Raw genomic sequence first — 14,832 nt, forward strand, 5'->3', positions numbered from 1 at the left:
ATCGGCGCGCGGGCCGGTTATCGGCTGGAGCGGTGGTCGGCGTCCCGCTGGGTGGACGCCTTCTTCGTCAGGGCCACGGCGCCCTGGACCAGCGCGGCCTCCGCGGCCCGCGCCTCGGCGGTGGCCCGGGCCCGGACGGCGACGATCTTGTCGTGCAGCTCGGCGTGCACCCGCTTGCGGACGTCACGGGCGATGACGTCGACGTCCGACTCCTCGGGGGCGGGCTCGCCGCGCAGGGCGAGCTCGTCGGTCAGCCGGGCGACGGCGGCGTCGACCTCGGCCACGACCCGGACCTCCGCCTCGTCGAGCAGGGCGATCACCGCGGCGTCGGCCTCCCGGCCCAGGCGCGTCTCCTCGAAGCGCCGGGCGGCGGTGTCCACGATCCCCTGCGCCTGCGCGACGACGTCGTGCGCGACCGCGGGTGCGTGCGCCTTCAGCGTGGCGAGGTCGTAGAGCAGCACGCCCTCGACGTCGGCGACCCGCGGGTCCACGTCGCGGTGCAGGGCGAGGTCCAGGATCACCAGCGGGCGGGGCTCCGGCTCGTCCCCGGCCCGGTCCGCGGCACGCTCCCGGGCGCGCACCACGGCGGCGGCGTCGAGCACGTGGCCGAGGCTCGCCTCGGGGCCGACCTCGCCGGACAGTCCGCGCGGCAGCGTGGTCTGGCCGCCGAAGTTCCCGGCCACCATGGCGCCGAGCGCCGCCTCGTCGGACCCGGCCGGGCCGGGCTGGGCCGGCTCTCCGTCGGCCCGCGCGGCGAGCACCCGGCCCCGCGCCCCGCTGCAGCTCACCACGATGTCGGCGTCGGCCAGGGCCTCGACGAGCGAGTCCACCGACCGCACGCCGTGCGACTCGGCGAAGGCCTCGGCGCGGCCGGACTGCGAGTAGACGCCGATGTCCTCGCAGCCGCGGGCCCGCAGGGCCGCGACGGAGGCGCCCGCGTACGAGCCGGTGCCGATCAGCACGGCGCGCGTGCCGTCCCACGGCGGCAGCTCGCTCTCGGCGAGGTCCAGGGCGAGCGCGACGACGGACCGGCCCGCCGCGCCGAGCTCCGTGTCGGTGCCGACCCGCTTGGAGGTGCGCGACGCCGTCTGGAACAGGAGCTCCAGCGTCTTGGACGTGGTCTCCTGCTCGCGCGCGATCGCCAGCGAGCGCTTCACCTGGCCGGCGATCTCGCGCTCGCCCACGACCATCGCGTCCAGGCCCGACGCCACGGCGAACAGGTGCTCCGTGACCTCCGGCCCGGTGCGGACGGTGAAGCTCCGCGCGGCGACGTCGCCGGTCACGCCCGACGCGTGGGCCACGAGCTCGGCCACGTGGCGCGTCGCGTGCTTCACGCTGTCGCCGCTCAGCGGCGCGTCGACGTCGAGGTAGAGCTCGAACCGGTTGCACGTGGAGATCACCACGGCGCCCGCGACGGGGCCGCACGTACCCACGACGACACGACCCACTGACGACGAGCCCGTGGACAGGCGCTCCAGCGCGTCGAGATCGAGCTCGCGGTGGCTGGCGGTGAGGGAGAGGAGAACCACAGTGCTCCAACTTTATGCACCGCGGCCGGGCAGGGCAGAATCGTGAAGCGTGAAGTCCACCACGATCACCCCTGCTCACCCGCTCGCCGACGGGCGGACCACCGCCGCACCCCTTGTGCAGGCGCTCCGGGGTGAACGTCCTGGTCGCACGCCCGTCTGGTTCATGCGGCAGGCGGGTCGCTCCCTGCCCGAGTACCGCGAGGTCCGCGTGGGCACCGGCATGCTGGAGGCCTGCCTGCGGCCCGACCTCGCGGCCGAGATCACACTGCAGCCCGTCCGCCGGCACGGCGTGGACGCCGCCGTCTTCTTCTCCGACATCGTGGTGCCGCTCAAGCTGGCCGGGGTCGGCGTGGACATCCAGCCCGGGGTCGGACCGGTCATGGACCAGCCGTACCGCACGGCCGACGACGTCGCCCGGCTCACCTCGCGCAGCCTGGACGACGCCGCGCTCGAGCCGATCCGCGAGGCCGTGGCGCTGACCGTCGCCGAGCTCGGGTCGACGCCGCTCCTCGGCTTCGGCGGCGCGCCGTTCACCCTCGCGGCCTACCTCGTCGAGGGCCGGCCGTCGCGCGACCACCTCGCCGCGCGCACCCTGATGCACGCCGACCCCGCCACCTGGGACGCGCTCGTGACGTGGACCGCAGACCTCACCGGGACGTTCCTGCGGGCTCAGGTCGAGGCGGGCGCCAGCGCCGTACAGCTCTTCGACTCCTGGGCCGGGTCGCTCTCGCTCGCGGACTACACGACGCGTGTCGCCGCGTCGTCGACCCGCGCGCTCTCCTACGTCGCGGACGCCGGCGTGCCGGCCATCCACTTCGGTACCGGCACCGGGCACCTGCTGCCCGCCATGCGCACGGTCCTGGCCGACGCCGGCCTGACGGACCACGCCGTCGGCGTCGACTACCGGACGCCTCTCGACGAGGCCGCCGCGCTGCTGCCCGGCGTGCCCCTGCAGGGGAACATCGACCCCGCGCTGCTGGCCGCGCCGTGGCCGGTGCTGGAGGCGCACGTGCGCGACGTCGTCTCCCGCGGCCTCAAGGCGCCCGGCCACGTGGTCAACCTGGGCCACGGCGTTCCCCCGGAGACGGACCCGACGGTGCTGACCCGCGTGGTCGAGCTGGTCCACTCGTTGTGACCCCCACGGCCGGTCGGTCCGGTGCGGCGGACGCCGACGCCGTCGTCGTCGGCGCCGGGATCGGCGGGCTCGTCGCCGCGCACACGCTCGCAGCCCGCGGGCTGCGTGTCGTCGTGCTGGAGGCCGGCGAGCGAGCCGGCGGGCCGATCCTCGGCGGGGCGTTCACGTCGCTGCCGGACGTGCCGCTGGACCTCGGGGCGGAGTCGTTCGCGGTGCGGGGCGGGGCCGTGGAGGAGCTCGTCGCCGGGCTCGGGCTGACCGTCGAGGCGCCTGCCGCGCTCTCCGCCTGGGGTTATGCCGCCGGGCGGGCGTTCCCGCTGCCGGCGGCCGGCGTGCTGGGCATCCCCTCGCGCCCGTGGGCCGCCGACGTGCGGCGCGCGATCGGCTGGCCCGGGGTGCTGCGCGGCTCGCTGGACCGGGTGCTGCCCGCGCGGCTCGTCGACCCGACCGACCTGGGGACCCTCGCGCGGTCGCGGCTCGGCTCCCGGGTGGCGGACCGGCTCGTCACCCCGGTCGCCGCCGGAGTGCACTCGGCGCCGCTCGACCGGCTCGACGTCGCCGCCGTCGCGCCCGGGCTGCTGGACGCGTACGCCCGGACCGGGTCCCTGTCGCGGGCCGTGGCGTCGCTGCGGGCCGCGGCGCCCCCGGGGTCCGCGGTGCGCGGGATCGACGGCGGCGTCCACGCCCTGGTGGACGCGCTGGTGGACCGCCTGGACGTCCGGTTCGGCACGCGGGTCGCAGGCCTGGAGCGGGTGCCGGACGTGGAGCGGGCGGACGGCGGGGATGTTGCCGGCGGCGCCGCAGCCGGCGGCCCTGCCTGGCTGGTGCGCACCGCCGACGGCCGGGTGCTGCGCACGCCCCGCGTGGTGCTGGCGACCCGCACCGAGTTCGGCTCGGCCGGGCTGGTCCCGCCCGCAACCCCGGAGCGGGGGGCGGACATCCGGCTGGCCGCGCTGCTCGTCGACGCGCCGGAGCTCGACGCCGCCCCGCGCGGCTCGGGGATGCTCGTGGCCCCCGACACGGCGGCGGGCGGTGTGCGGGCCAAGGCGCTGACCCACGCGACGGCCAAGTGGCCGTGGCTCGCGCGCCGCGTGCGCGCCGCCGCCGGACCGGGGGTGCACGTGGTGCGCCTCAGCTACGGCCGCATGGGTGAGCCGACGCCGCAGCCCACCGCCGAGGAGGCCGCCCGGGACGCGTCGGCGCTGCTGGGGATGGACCTGACCGACCGGGTGCGCGAGGTGCTGCACCAGCGCTGGGACGGCGCGCTGCCCCCGCCCACGCCGGCCTACCGGGCCGCCGTCCGGGAGTACGAGGGGGCGGTCCTGGCCGAGCCCGGCCTCGACGTCACGGGCGGCTGGATCGCCGGCACGGGCCTGGCGGCGATCGTCGCGCACGCCGGGCGAACCGCTGAGCGCCTGGGCGAGAGGGGCTGACCCGGCCGCGGGCGTCAGCCTCGCCAGAGCCGCTGGGCGTAGGTATCCAGGACACGCAGGATCCCCGCGTGCTGCCACATCCGGTTACGGCGCAGGCCGGTGCGCTCCTCCAGCACGCCCGCCTCGGTGAGCTGGCTCAGCGCGCGCTGAGCCGTCGTGTCGTTCATGCCGAGCCGGTCGACGAGGATTCGAGCGTTGACGACCGGCTGCGCCACCAGGCACGGGAGCACTTTCCATGCGGATGCCTGCCGCCTGAGACCGGTCAGGTCACGGCGTGACACATCCACCTGGTTCGCGAGCTCGTCGACAAGCTCCGAGCCAGAGGTCGCAGCGAACCGGCATGCCGCAGCGAACCGCTCCACGATCGGTCGCGCGTCGCCGGCCCGGAATGCGCCCAGGGCGTCGAAGTACGCCTCGGTCTGGATGAGCAGGCCGGCCGAGACCGGAGCCGTGGTGTGCGTGACCACGCCTTTCGCCTTGAGAATCGCGTGCACGACGGCGCGGCCGGTGCGGCCGTTCCCGTCGCTGAAAGGGTGAATGGTCTCGAACTGCGCATGCGCGACAGCCGCCTGGACGAGTACCGGGAGGTCGTCCCGGTGCATGAACCGAACTAGGTCCGCCATCGCGCCGGGAACGAGCTCGGCCTGCGGCGCCACGTGCTGGGCACCACGTGGGGAGACGCTTGTGGAGCCCACCCATACCAGGCCCGAGCGGTACCTTCCCGCGTGATCCTCCCTGCCGCGTTGACGGGACAGCAGCTCGGCGTGCATCGCGAGCATCGCGTCCTCGTCGAGCCTGTCCGCCAGGGCGAGAGCCGCCTCCATCGCCCGGACGTTCGCCACGACCACTCTGGCGTTGTCGCTGTTCGACTGGTCCAGCTCGGCGAGGGCGAGCTGACGCGCACCGACCGTAAGGTTCTCGATCTGCGACGACGACGTCGACTCGGTCCGCAGCAGGATGGAGCTCATCGGGCCCAGCGTCGGGTTGTCGGCCCCGAGACGGCCGCGCGCGTAGGCATCGAACCCCGCGAGGGCGGTTGCGGCCTCCTCGATGTCGGCGACAAGATCAGACGGCAGCTGCGGCGCGTAGTCCATGATCGAGGCAGGGATGGTCGACTCGTACTGCCCGGACGCCGCGGCAAGCTGGCCTCGACTGACCAGGCCGTTGTCCTCAGCCACCCAGTAGTGCTCATCGCGTCCGACCGGGGCGATGACGAGGGGCTCGGAAAGTGTGACCACAGAAGGTATCTTACTAACAGTTTCTCTCAAACTGCAGGCAAGCAGCCACGTCTACTCACACTTCCTCACGCCTCGCCCAACGTGTTCTGACAGCACGCCACCAACCCTGTGAAATCCGCCCATCGGGCACCTTCTGGTTTCCTCCCGGCGGGGGTTCGGGTGGAGACTGGGTTGGTGACCCTGACCCCCCTGTCCGTCAGCACCCCTGGAAGCACCCCGGGCGACGCCGCGCCGATCCGCCTCGGGACCCGTGCGAGCGCCCTCGCCACGACCCAGAGCGGTCTGGTGGCCAGGCGCCTGGAGGAGCTGACCGGCCGACCGGTCGAGCTGGTGCACATCAAGACCGAGGGCGACGTGAAGACGGGGAGCCTCGCGAGCCTCGGCGGCACCGGCGTCTTCGTGACCGCGCTGCGCGAGGCGCTGCTGGACGGCCGCTGCGACGTCGCCGTCCACTCCCTCAAGGACCTGCCGACCACCCCCGCGCCCGGCCTCACCTTCGTGACGCCCGAGCGCGAGGACCCGCGGGACGCCCTGTGCGCACGTGACGGCCTCACCCTCGCGACCCTCCCGCACGGGGGGCGCGTGGGCACCGGCTCGCCGCGGCGGGCCGCCCAGATCCGCGCGGCGCGGCCCGACCTCGACGTCGTCGACATCCGAGGCAACGTGGGCACGCGGCTCAACCGCGCGCTCGGGCCCGACGCCGACCTCGACGCCGTCGTCCTCGCCTACGCCGGGCTGTCGCGCCTGGGCCGCACCGACGTGATCAGCGAGGTGCTCGACGTCGACGTCGTGGCCCCCGCCCCCGGGCAGGGTGCGCTCGCCGTGGAGGTGCGCACCGCGGACATCGTGTCCGACCCCGCGACGGGCGCGGCTCCCGCGCCCGACCTCGCCGAGGCGATCCACCTGCTCGACCACCGGCCGACCCGCCTCGCGGTGCTCGCCGAGCGCTCCGTGCTGGCCCGTCTGGAGGCCGGCTGCGCGGCACCGGTCGGCGCGCACGCGACGGTGTCCGGCTCGGTGCTGCGCCTGCGGTCCGTCGTGGCCGCCGTCGACGGCTCGGAGCAGATGTCGCACGGCGGGGAGGCGTCGCTGTCCCCGGACATCGCCCCCGAGGCGCTCGACGACGCCGCCCGCACGCTGGGCGTCGCCGTCGCCGAGCACCTGCTGGCCGACGGCGCCGAGCGGCTCGCACCGCTGAGTGCGACGGTCCCGGAGAAGGCGTGACCGAGCCGGTCCCCCCTGCGGCCGGTCCCCCGGGAGCGGCCGGATCCACCGGATCCTCCGACAGCCCCGCGCCGACCGCCGGGCAGCCCGCCGTGCTGGTGGCCCGCGCCCCGGAGCGCGCCGCCGGGCTCCTCGCCCTGCTCCGCGGGCGCGGACTGGACCCGGTCGCGTCCCCGGTGATCGAGCGGGCCCCGGTCGAGGACCCGGCGGAGCTCGACGCCGCCCGCGAGCGCCTGGCCGACGACGCCTATGACTGGGTCGCGATCACGAGCGTGAACGCCGTGGACGCCCTGCTCGGTCCCGAGCCCTCCGAGTCGCGGTCGGTCCACGCCGGGCCGGTGCGGTGGGCCGCCGTCGGACCCGCGACGGAGCAGGCGCTGGCCGCGCACGGCATCAGCGTCGACCTGGTGCCGCGCACCGCGACCGGGGCCGGGCTCGCCGACGCGTTCCCCGTGGCGCCCCCGGGTCCCGCGCACCGTGTCCTCCTGCCGCTCGGTGACCTCGCGTCCGACACCCTCCGCGCGGGCCTCGCCGCCAAGGGTTGGGTCGCCGACGTGGTGACCGCCTACCGCACGGTCGCGCGCGAGCTGCCCGCGGAGCTGCGCGGTCCGTACGACGTCGTCGTGGTCACCTCGGGCTCGGCCGCCCGCCAGGTCGCGGCCCAGCTGGGCCCGCAGCCGGTGGTCGCGATCGGGGAGCCGTCGGCCGGCACGGCACGAGCCGTCGGGCACACGGTGCTTGGCGTGGCCGCCACACCCACGGACGCGGCCCTGGCCGACGCCGTGACCGAAGCCCTCGTCAGAACCTGATGCACCTGTCAGGCGTACGGGTCACCCTGGTGACCGGTGCGTCCGACACCACAACGAGAGAGAAGGACATCGTGAGCTCCTCCGGGATCGTGTACCGGCCGCGCCGTCTGCGCGCCACGCCGGGCATGCGCCGTCTGGTCGCAGAGACCCGCTTGCACCCCGCCGACCTGGTGCTGCCGCTCTTCGTCAAGGAGGGCCTGACCGAGCCGGCGCCGCTGGCGAGCATGCCCGGGCAGGTGCAGCACACCGAGGAGTCCCTGGTCGACGCCGTCCGCGCCGCACGGGCCGCGGGCCTGGGCGGCGTCATGCTGTTCGGCATCCCCGCCGTGAAGGACGCGAACGGCTCGCAGGCGGACGCCCCGGACGGGATCCTGCAGCGGGCGCTGCGGGCCTCGCGGGCCGCGCTGGACGAGGGCCTCGCTCCCGGCGCGCCCACGCCGGTGCTCATGGCCGACACCTGCCTCGACGAGTTCACCGACCACGGGCACTGCGGCGTGCTCACGTCCACAGGGGCTGTGGACAACGACGCGACCCTGATCCGCTACGCCTCCATGGCGGTGGCGCAGGCCAAGGCGGGCGCGGACGTGATCTCGCCGTCGGGCATGATGGACGGACAGGTCGCGATGATCCGGGACGCGCTGGACGACGCCGGCTTCGCCGACACGAGCATCCTGGCGTACAGCGCCAAGTACGCGAGCGCGTACTACGGCCCGTTCCGCGAGGCCGTGGACTCGGAGCTGAACGGCGACCGCAAGACCTACCAGATGGACTTCGCGAACGGCCGCGAGGGCCTGCGCGAGGCCGACCTGGACCTCGCCGAGGGCGCCGACCTCGTGATGGTGAAGCCGGCCGGGTCGTACCTGGACGTGCTGCGCGCCGTCGCGGACCGGAGCGACGTGCCCGTGGCCGCGTACCAGGTCTCGGGCGAGTACGCGATGATCGAGGCGGCCGGGGCGAACGGCTGGATCGACCGCGACCGCGCCGTCCTGGAGTCGGTGACCAGCATCAAGCGCGCCGGCGCCGACGTCATCCTCACCTACTGGGCACTCGAGATCGCGGAGTGGATCAAGTGACCGAAGAGAACCGGGACACCGTCGAGGCCCAGGCGCTGCGCCGTGCGCCCGAGGCCAACCACGCGGCATTCGTGCGCGCGCAGGGCGCGATCCCGGGCGGCGTGAACTCGCCGGTCCGCGCCTACGGCAGCGTGGGGGGCGACCCGCGCTTCCTCGCCTCGGCCAGCGGGCCCTACGTCACCGACGTCGCGGGGCGCGAGTACGTGGACCTGGTCTGCTCGTGGGGCCCGGCGCTGCTGGGCCACGCGCACCCCGACGTCGTCGCCGCGGTGCAGGACGCCGCCGCGCGCGGCCTGTCGTTCGGCGCCCCGACCGTGGCCGAGGTCGAGCTCGCCGAGGAGGTCCGGCGCCGGGTCCCTGCGGCCGAGCGCGTGCGCCTCGTCTCGACGGGCACCGAGGCCACGATGACGGCGATCCGTCTGGCGCGCGGGGTCACGGGCCGGCCGCTCGTGATCAAGTTCGCCGGCTGCTACCACGGACACATGGACGCGCTGCTGGCCGAGGCCGGCTCGGGCGTCGCCACGCTCGCGCTGCCGGGCTCGGCGGGCGTGACCGAGGCGACCGCCGCCGAGACGCTGGTGCTCCCCTACAACGACCTGGCGGCCGTCGAGGCGGCGTTCGCGCAGCGTGGCTCCGAGATCGCCGCGGTCATCACCGAGGCGTCGCCCGCGAACATGGGTGTGGTGCCGCCGGCCGAGGGCTTCAACGAGGGGCTCCGCCGCATCACGTCGGCGCACGGCGCGCTGTTCATCATGGACGAGGTGCTCACCGGGTTCCGCGTGGGTCCCGCCGGCTGGTGGGGTGTGGAGAACGACGCGATCCGGGCCGCCGGGGGCGCGGGCTACACGCCCGACCTGTTCACGTTCGGCAAGGTCATCGGCGGCGGCATGCCGGTGGCGGCGCTGGGCGGACCGGCGTCGGTCATGGACCACCTGGCCCCGCTGGGGCCGGTGTACCAGGCGGGCACGCTGTCGGGTAACCCCGTGGCGGTCGCCTCGGGCCTGACGACCCTGCGGCTGGCCGACGACGCCGTGTACGCCCGGGTCGACGAGGTCTCGCGCGTGCTGTCGGACGCCGTGGGCGAGGCGCTGACCGCCGCCGGCGTCGAGCACCGCGTGCAGCGCGCGGGCTCGCTGTTCTCGGTGTTCTTCGGGCCGCTGGCCGCGGCGTCGGGGGTGCGCGACTACGCACAGGCCCAGGCGCAGGAGACCTTCCGGTACACGGCCCTGTTCCACGCGATGCTGGCGGCCGGGGTCAACCTGCCCCCGTCGGTCTTCGAGGCCTGGTTCGTCTCCGCGGCGCACGACGACGCCGCTGTGCAGCGGATCCTCGACGCGCTCCCGGGCGCGGCCCGGGCCGCCGCCGCTGCCCCACCGCGGTAGGAGCAACGCCGGGGGAGGAACGCCGGGGGAGGAACGCCGGACGAGAGACAGGCGGGGCAGGACCCGGTGCGCCCGGGTCCTGCCCCGCCCCGTCCCTCCCCGGGTGCTGTCCCGGAAGAGGCCACCTCACTGGGGGTCAGGCGGCCTTGATGTAGTCGTTCGGGTTCAGGACGAACTTCGTCGCCGCGCCCTCGTCGAACTCGTGGTAGCCCGCAGGCGCCTCCGTCAGCGGGATCGCCTGGGCGTTGACGGCCTGCGCGATCTGCACCTTGTCGTGCAGGATCGCCTGCATCAGGCCGCGGTGGTACTTCATCACCGGGCACTGACCGGTCGTGAACGCGTGCGACTTGGCCCAGCCGAGCCCCAGCCGCAGCGACAACGACCCGACCTTCGCCGCCTCGGTCGACGCGCCGGGGTCGCCCGTCACGTACAGACCGGGGATGCCGAGCGAGCCGCCCGCCCGCGTGACCTCCATGAGGGCGTTCAGCACCGCGGCGGGGTGCTCGGTCGACGCGTCGGACCCGTGCCCGCGCGCCTCGAACCCCACGGCGTCCACGCCGCAGTCCACCTCCGGCTCACCCAGGAGCTGCTCGATCTGGTCACCGATCGGCCCGGCGGCGACGTCCACCGTCTCGCAGCCGAAGGACCGCGCCTGCTCCAGCCGCTCCTTGTTGAGGTCGCCCACGATCACCACGGCGGCTCCCAGCAGGTGGGCCGACGCCGCGGCGGCCAGCCCCACGGGTCCGGCGCCCGCCACGTACACCGTGGACCCCACGCCCACGCCTGCGCTCACGCACCCGTGGAAGCCCGTGGGGAAGATGTCGCTGAGCATCGTCAGGTCCATGATCTTCTCGAGGGCCTGGTCGCGGTCCGGGAACTTGAGGGCGTTGAAGTCCGCGTACGGCACCAGCACGTACTCCGCCTGGCCACCGACCCAGCCGCCCATGTCGACGTACCCGTACGCCGACCCCGGCCGGTCCGGGTTCACGTTGAGGCAGATGCCGGTCTTGCGCTCCTTGCAGTTGCGACACCGCCCGCAGGCGATGTTGAAGGGCACCGAGACGATGTCGCCCACGTCCAGGAACTCGACGTCCGGGCCCTTCTCGACGATCTCGCCGGTGATCTCGTGCCCCAGGATCAGTCCCGGGGGCGCGGTGGTACGACCGCGGACCATGTGCTGGTCCGAGCCGCAGATGTTGGTGGACACGGTCCGCAGGATCACTCCGTGCGGCACCTTGCGACCTATGTTGGCCGGATTGACCCCGGGTCCGTCCCGGAGCTCGAACGTCGGGTAGTCGATGTCGACCACCTCAACCACGCCGGGTTCGCGGTACGCGACCGCCTTGTTTCCAGGCATGTTGGGTTACCCCTTCCAGTCATCATCGAACTGGCTTCGGTCTCTCGTCACGTTACGCCGGGGCCCGGTGACTCTCATCCGGACCGCGGAGGCGGCGGGAAGCCGCAGGTGGGGAGTTCTCCCCACAGACCGCTGGCCCGCGCTCTGCCACGCTTCGCTCGCCGCGCGCACGGTGCGCGCGGTTCGAGACGAGGGAAAAAAGAACATGGTCTTCTTCGGCTGGGGCAGCAAGAGCAAGACGGCGCCGCTCGACGCGGGGCGAGCCCTGGTGCTGCGCTACTCGTACGTGCACCTGTTCTGGCTGCTGCGGTTCTCGTGGGGCCTGCGGTACAGCCTCGCGACCGCCACCGAGGCCGGGTGGGCCACGCGCCCGCTGTCGGACGCCGAGGCCATGGAGCTGGACGCGCCCAAGCGGCTGAACCTCAACCTCTGGTGGCGGTTCGGCCTGCTCCTCTGGGCCGCAGTGGCCGTCGTCGCCGTCGTCGTCGCCAACATCGACGCCGCGCTGGGCTGACGGCTCAGGTCGCCGCGGGCGGTTCCTCCGGCCAGGTGAACCACTCGACCGGGATGCTCTCGTCGAGGCGGCGCACCTGGTTCTCCGCGAGGACGCCCGCGGCGAGCAGGCCGCGCGCCACCATCCGGGCGATCAGGCGGGCGCCCGGGGTGTTGAAGTGCGTGTTGTCCTGCCGCCCCTCGTAGGTGTTCAGGAAGTACACCTGGGTGCCGTCCGGCCCGAGCTCCTGCCACAGCGCCAGCGTCTGCGCCGTGACGTCGATCAGCGGCACGCCCTCGGCGGCGGCCAGCGCCCGCATCGCGTCCGGGTAGAACCCGTGGGTGGCGACGGCGTTCCCGGCCGCGTCGAACCGGCGACGCTCCGCCGGCGTCAGCAGCACCGGCCGCGCGCCCCGCTCCCGGGCGCCGTCGAGGTAGCGGCGCAGGTGGGTCGGGTAGCTGGTCCACGGGTCGGTGCCGACGTGCGGGTCGGACTTCTGGTCGTTGTGCCCGAACTGCACGAGCAGCACGTCGCCGGGGCGGACGGCGTCCAGGATCACGTCGAGGCGCCCCTCCGCGATGAAGCTCTTGGAGCTCCGCCCGTTCATCGCGTGGTTGAGGACCTCGATCCGCGGCGCGAGGTACCAGGGCAGTCCCATGCCCCAGCCGGTCTCGGGGAAGACCCCCGCGTACTTCTGCGACGCGGTGGAGTCGCCCGCGAGGTAGATGCGGGGCGCCTCCTGCGCCTGGGCCTTCCGCGTCGCGGCAGGGACCACCGCGGGCGGCGGCGCTGGGGTGTCGGTGGGTGCCGCGCTCGCCGTGAGGGCGAGCGGTCCGGCCGCCGCCAGCGCGGCGAGCAGGAGGCGGCGAGTCATCGAGGCGGGCATGCCGACGGGAGGACCTCTCATGCAGGGTCTGGGGTATCCAGGACGAAAGGTATCCGATCCGGGTGGCCCTCGAAGCCGCTCGTCCGAGCGGGCGGCCGGGCGCCCCTGGGACCACCGAACCTCAAGAACCTCAAGAACCTCAAGGGCGATCCTGGGCAGCCCTTGAGGTTCTTCGGCTGGGCGTTGAGTTCCGGGTCGCACGATGGGAGCAGCCGTTCAGGCACTCACGGGAGGTGCGGCCATGGCGGAGGTACAAGACTTCTGGGCCGGCGGGTACGTGCGGGCGACCAGCGGGCCCGGGCGGGCGTCCGCCGCCGACCTCCCGGCCGCCGGCGAACCCGGGCCGGTGCCCACCCCGACGACGCGTGCCCTCGCGGCGGACATCCTCGACGAGAGCGTGCTCCACGACCTCGCCCAGGATCTCGGCGGGCCGACCGCCCGGCGGCTCGCCGAGCAGTATGCCGCCGGTCTCAAGCGGCGCCTCGAGCTCCTCACCGTCGCCTCGTTCGACCGCAGCGGGTACGCCGTCTACGACACGGCGGTCGGGCTGGCCGTCTCGGGCGCCATGGTCGGGGCGGTCGCACTGGCCCGGGCGGCCTGGTCCGTGGCGCAGGACGTGGTGCGGAGACGCACCGTTCCGCCGGTCGAGACGTTGGAGCGGCTCATGCGCCTGGCGCACGACACCGAGGTCGCGCTGGTCAGGCATTCTCGAACCGGTACCCCAGCCCCCGGACCGTATGGATGAAGCGCGGGCTCGTGGGGCTGTCGCCGAGCTTGCGACGGACGTTGGCCACGTGCACCTCGACCGTGCGGCGGTCCGCGTCGGTGACGTCGCCGCCGTAGCCGTGCTCGTCGGGCCAGAGCAGGCGGGCCAGATCGCCCTTCGGCACCGGTCGGCCGCGCGCTTCGTGGAGGGCCGCGAGGAGGACGAACTCGGTGCGGGTGAGGTGGACGGGCTCGCCACCCAGGCGGACCGTGCGGCGCGCGGTGTCGACCTCGAGCCCGCCGTCGCCGTCCTCGCCGGAGGCGGGTTCCTCCGCCGTCGCCGGAACGAGGTGGCCGGACCGGCGCAGGAGCGCGTCGATGCGCGCGCGGAGCTCACGCGGCCGGAACGGCTTGGTGACGTACTCGTCGGCACCGGACTCGAGACCCATGAGCGTGTCGACCTCGTCGACCCGGGCAGTGAGCATGACGACCACCGTCTCGGAGAAGGTCCGCACCCGGCGCACGACCTCGAACCCGTCGATGTCGGGCAGGGAGACGTCCACGGTGGTCACGACGGGCCGGTGGGCCTTCACCAGCGCGACGCCCTGCGCGCCGGTGGCGGCGAGGTGCACGGTGAATCCGGCTTGCTGCAGTATGACCTCGATGACCTCACGTATGAGGTCGTCGTCCTCGACCACGACCGCGACGCCCCGTCCCCCTGACTGGTCCATCGGTCGAACGTAGCAACGACCTCGCCACCGCGCCCGTGGTCAGCACACTTGACTCACTACCCCCGTGGGGTATCTCATGGACACATGACCGAGGCGACGGAGACCACCGAGGCGACCGAGGCCGCCGTCGGGCAGCAGGATCACGAGCACCACCACGCGGCCGGTGCGCACGACGGACCGCACGGTTACGCGTCCGACAAGGCCGGCTACCTCAAGCGGATGCGCCGCATCGAGGGGCAGGTTCGCGGCATTGCGCGGATGATCGACGAGGACGTGTACTGCATCGACGTGCTCACCCAGGTCAGCGCCGTCACCAAGGCACTGCAGGCGGTGAGCCTGGCGCTCGTCGAGGACCACCTGGGACATTGTGTGGTGGACGCGGCCAAGGCGTCCGACGCCGAGGGCGCCGCAAAGGTCCGGGAGGCCTCGGAGGCGATCGCCCGCCTCGTCCGCATGTGAACGCCGAGCAGCCCGCGCACGTCGAGCAGCACCCGCACGTCCAGCAGCCCACGAACCGAGGAGACCACATGACCACCGTGACCAAGCTCGCCGTGACCGGCATGACCTGTGGACACTGCGTGTCCGCCGTGACCAACGAGCTGCGAGCCGTGCCGGACGTCCAGGACGTGAGCGTCGAGCTGCACGCCGGTGAGACCTCGCTGGTCCGCGTCATCTCCAAGCTCCCGCTCGCCGAGGCGCCCCTGCGCGACGCCGTGGACGAGGCCGGCTACGACGTCGCCGACGTCGAGGTGCTCGAGAACGCCGTCGCCGCCGAGTCCGCCGCGCAGGCCCCGGGCCGCCAGGCGACCCGCATGCTGCCGATCGTCCCGTCCTGAT

15 protein-coding genes are annotated in these 14,832 nt (G+C 74.0%); 10 read left to right on the forward strand and 5 right to left on the reverse strand.

Annotated features, from left to right (window positions below; all coding sequences use genetic code 11):
- Positions 1 to 17: 17 nt before the first annotated feature.
- Entirely contained in the window at positions 18 to 1,529 is a 1,512-nt protein-coding gene (locus AB0I29_RS17400; protein WP_357483636.1) for a glutamyl-tRNA reductase, read from the reverse strand.
- A 49-nt stretch (positions 1,530 to 1,578) separates the two neighbouring features.
- Here AB0I29_RS17400 and hemE point away from each other — a divergent pair, with 49 nt between their 5' ends.
- Positions 1,579 to 2,664: a uroporphyrinogen decarboxylase gene (gene hemE / locus AB0I29_RS17405; RefSeq protein WP_285101813.1), complete on the forward strand. Its 1,086-nt coding sequence runs from the start codon at positions 1,579 to 1,581 to the stop codon at positions 2,662 to 2,664.
- A complete protein-coding gene (locus AB0I29_RS17410) occupies positions 2,661 to 4,097 on the forward strand; it encodes an FAD-dependent oxidoreductase (RefSeq protein ID WP_357483641.1) in 1,437 nt (478 codons plus the stop codon). Before hemE ends, AB0I29_RS17410 begins: the two co-directional genes overlap by 4 nt.
- 14 nt (positions 4,098 to 4,111) lie before the next feature.
- Here the strand turns inward: AB0I29_RS17410 and AB0I29_RS17415 are convergent, their stop codons facing one another.
- Positions 4,112 to 5,335, reverse strand: coding sequence for a Fic family protein (locus tag AB0I29_RS17415; RefSeq protein WP_357483644.1), 1,224 nt, complete (start codon positions 5,333 to 5,335; stop codon positions 4,112 to 4,114).
- 174 nt (positions 5,336 to 5,509) lie between these two features.
- Between AB0I29_RS17415 and hemC the strand changes: the two genes are divergently transcribed.
- The 4 genes from hemC to hemL all read left to right on the forward strand — a co-directional run bounded on the left by hemC (position 5,510) and on the right by hemL (position 9,823).
- Complete coding sequence (gene hemC / locus AB0I29_RS17420; protein ID WP_357483647.1) at positions 5,510 to 6,559, forward strand: hydroxymethylbilane synthase; 1,050 nt, start codon at positions 5,510 to 5,512, stop codon at positions 6,557 to 6,559.
- Positions 6,556 to 7,368: a uroporphyrinogen-III synthase gene (locus AB0I29_RS17425; protein WP_357483650.1), complete on the forward strand. Its 813-nt coding sequence runs from the start codon at positions 6,556 to 6,558 to the stop codon at positions 7,366 to 7,368. The genes hemC and AB0I29_RS17425 overlap by 4 nt, the downstream gene beginning before the upstream one ends.
- Positions 7,369 to 7,439: 71 nt before the next feature.
- Complete coding sequence (gene hemB / locus AB0I29_RS17430; protein ID WP_357483653.1) at positions 7,440 to 8,441, forward strand: porphobilinogen synthase; 1,002 nt, start codon at positions 7,440 to 7,442, stop codon at positions 8,439 to 8,441.
- A gap of 35 nt (positions 8,442 to 8,476) precedes the next feature.
- Positions 8,477 to 9,823, forward strand: a complete 1,347-nt coding sequence (hemL, locus tag AB0I29_RS17435) for a glutamate-1-semialdehyde 2,1-aminomutase (RefSeq protein WP_357483918.1) — start codon at positions 8,477 to 8,479, stop codon at positions 9,821 to 9,823.
- A 136-nt stretch (positions 9,824 to 9,959) separates the two neighbouring features.
- On the opposite strand, the gene fdhA is transcribed toward hemL, so the two are convergent.
- Positions 9,960 to 11,180 carry a formaldehyde dehydrogenase, glutathione-independent gene (gene fdhA, locus AB0I29_RS17440; protein ID WP_285101808.1) on the reverse strand — a complete coding sequence of 407 codons (1,221 nt, stop codon included), beginning with the start codon at positions 11,178 to 11,180 and terminating at the stop codon, positions 9,960 to 9,962.
- 205 nt (positions 11,181 to 11,385) lie between these two features.
- Here fdhA and AB0I29_RS17445 point away from each other — a divergent pair, with 205 nt between their 5' ends.
- The gene (locus AB0I29_RS17445; protein WP_357483656.1) at positions 11,386 to 11,694 is read left to right on the forward strand and encodes a hypothetical protein; all 309 of its coding nucleotides are present in this window, start codon (positions 11,386 to 11,388) and stop codon (positions 11,692 to 11,694) included.
- A gap of 4 nt (positions 11,695 to 11,698) precedes the next feature.
- On the opposite strand, the gene AB0I29_RS17450 is transcribed toward AB0I29_RS17445, so the two are convergent.
- The gene (locus AB0I29_RS17450) at positions 11,699 to 12,547 is read right to left on the reverse strand and encodes a rhamnogalacturonan acetylesterase (protein ID WP_357483659.1); all 849 of its coding nucleotides are present in this window, start codon (positions 12,545 to 12,547) and stop codon (positions 11,699 to 11,701) included.
- 253 nt (positions 12,548 to 12,800) lie between these two features.
- Between AB0I29_RS17450 and AB0I29_RS17455 the strand changes: the two genes are divergently transcribed.
- Positions 12,801 to 13,304 (forward strand): hypothetical protein, encoded by a 504-nt coding sequence (locus AB0I29_RS17455; protein WP_357483662.1) that lies wholly within the window; start codon positions 12,801 to 12,803, stop codon positions 13,302 to 13,304.
- On the opposite strand, the gene AB0I29_RS17460 is transcribed toward AB0I29_RS17455, so the two are convergent.
- The gene (locus tag AB0I29_RS17460) at positions 13,258 to 13,995 is read right to left on the reverse strand and encodes a response regulator transcription factor (RefSeq protein ID WP_285101804.1); all 738 of its coding nucleotides are present in this window, start codon (positions 13,993 to 13,995) and stop codon (positions 13,258 to 13,260) included. The two genes, AB0I29_RS17455 and AB0I29_RS17460, sit on opposite strands and share 47 nt — an antisense overlap.
- An 84-nt stretch (positions 13,996 to 14,079) precedes the next feature.
- Here AB0I29_RS17460 and AB0I29_RS17465 point away from each other — a divergent pair, with 84 nt between their 5' ends.
- Both AB0I29_RS17465 and AB0I29_RS17470 read left to right on the forward strand, forming a co-directional pair.
- Entirely contained in the window at positions 14,080 to 14,454 is a 375-nt protein-coding gene (locus tag AB0I29_RS17465) for a metal-sensitive transcriptional regulator (protein WP_285101803.1), read from the forward strand.
- A gap of 68 nt (positions 14,455 to 14,522) precedes the next feature.
- Positions 14,523 to 14,831: a cation transporter gene (locus AB0I29_RS17470; RefSeq protein ID WP_285101802.1), complete on the forward strand. Its 309-nt coding sequence runs from the start codon at positions 14,523 to 14,525 to the stop codon at positions 14,829 to 14,831.
- The last annotated feature ends 1 nt before the right edge of the window (position 14,832 follow it).

Source organism: Promicromonospora sp. NPDC050262 (assembly GCF_040655935.1).
Taxonomy (GTDB): Bacteria; Actinomycetota; Actinomycetes; order Actinomycetales; family Cellulomonadaceae; genus Promicromonospora.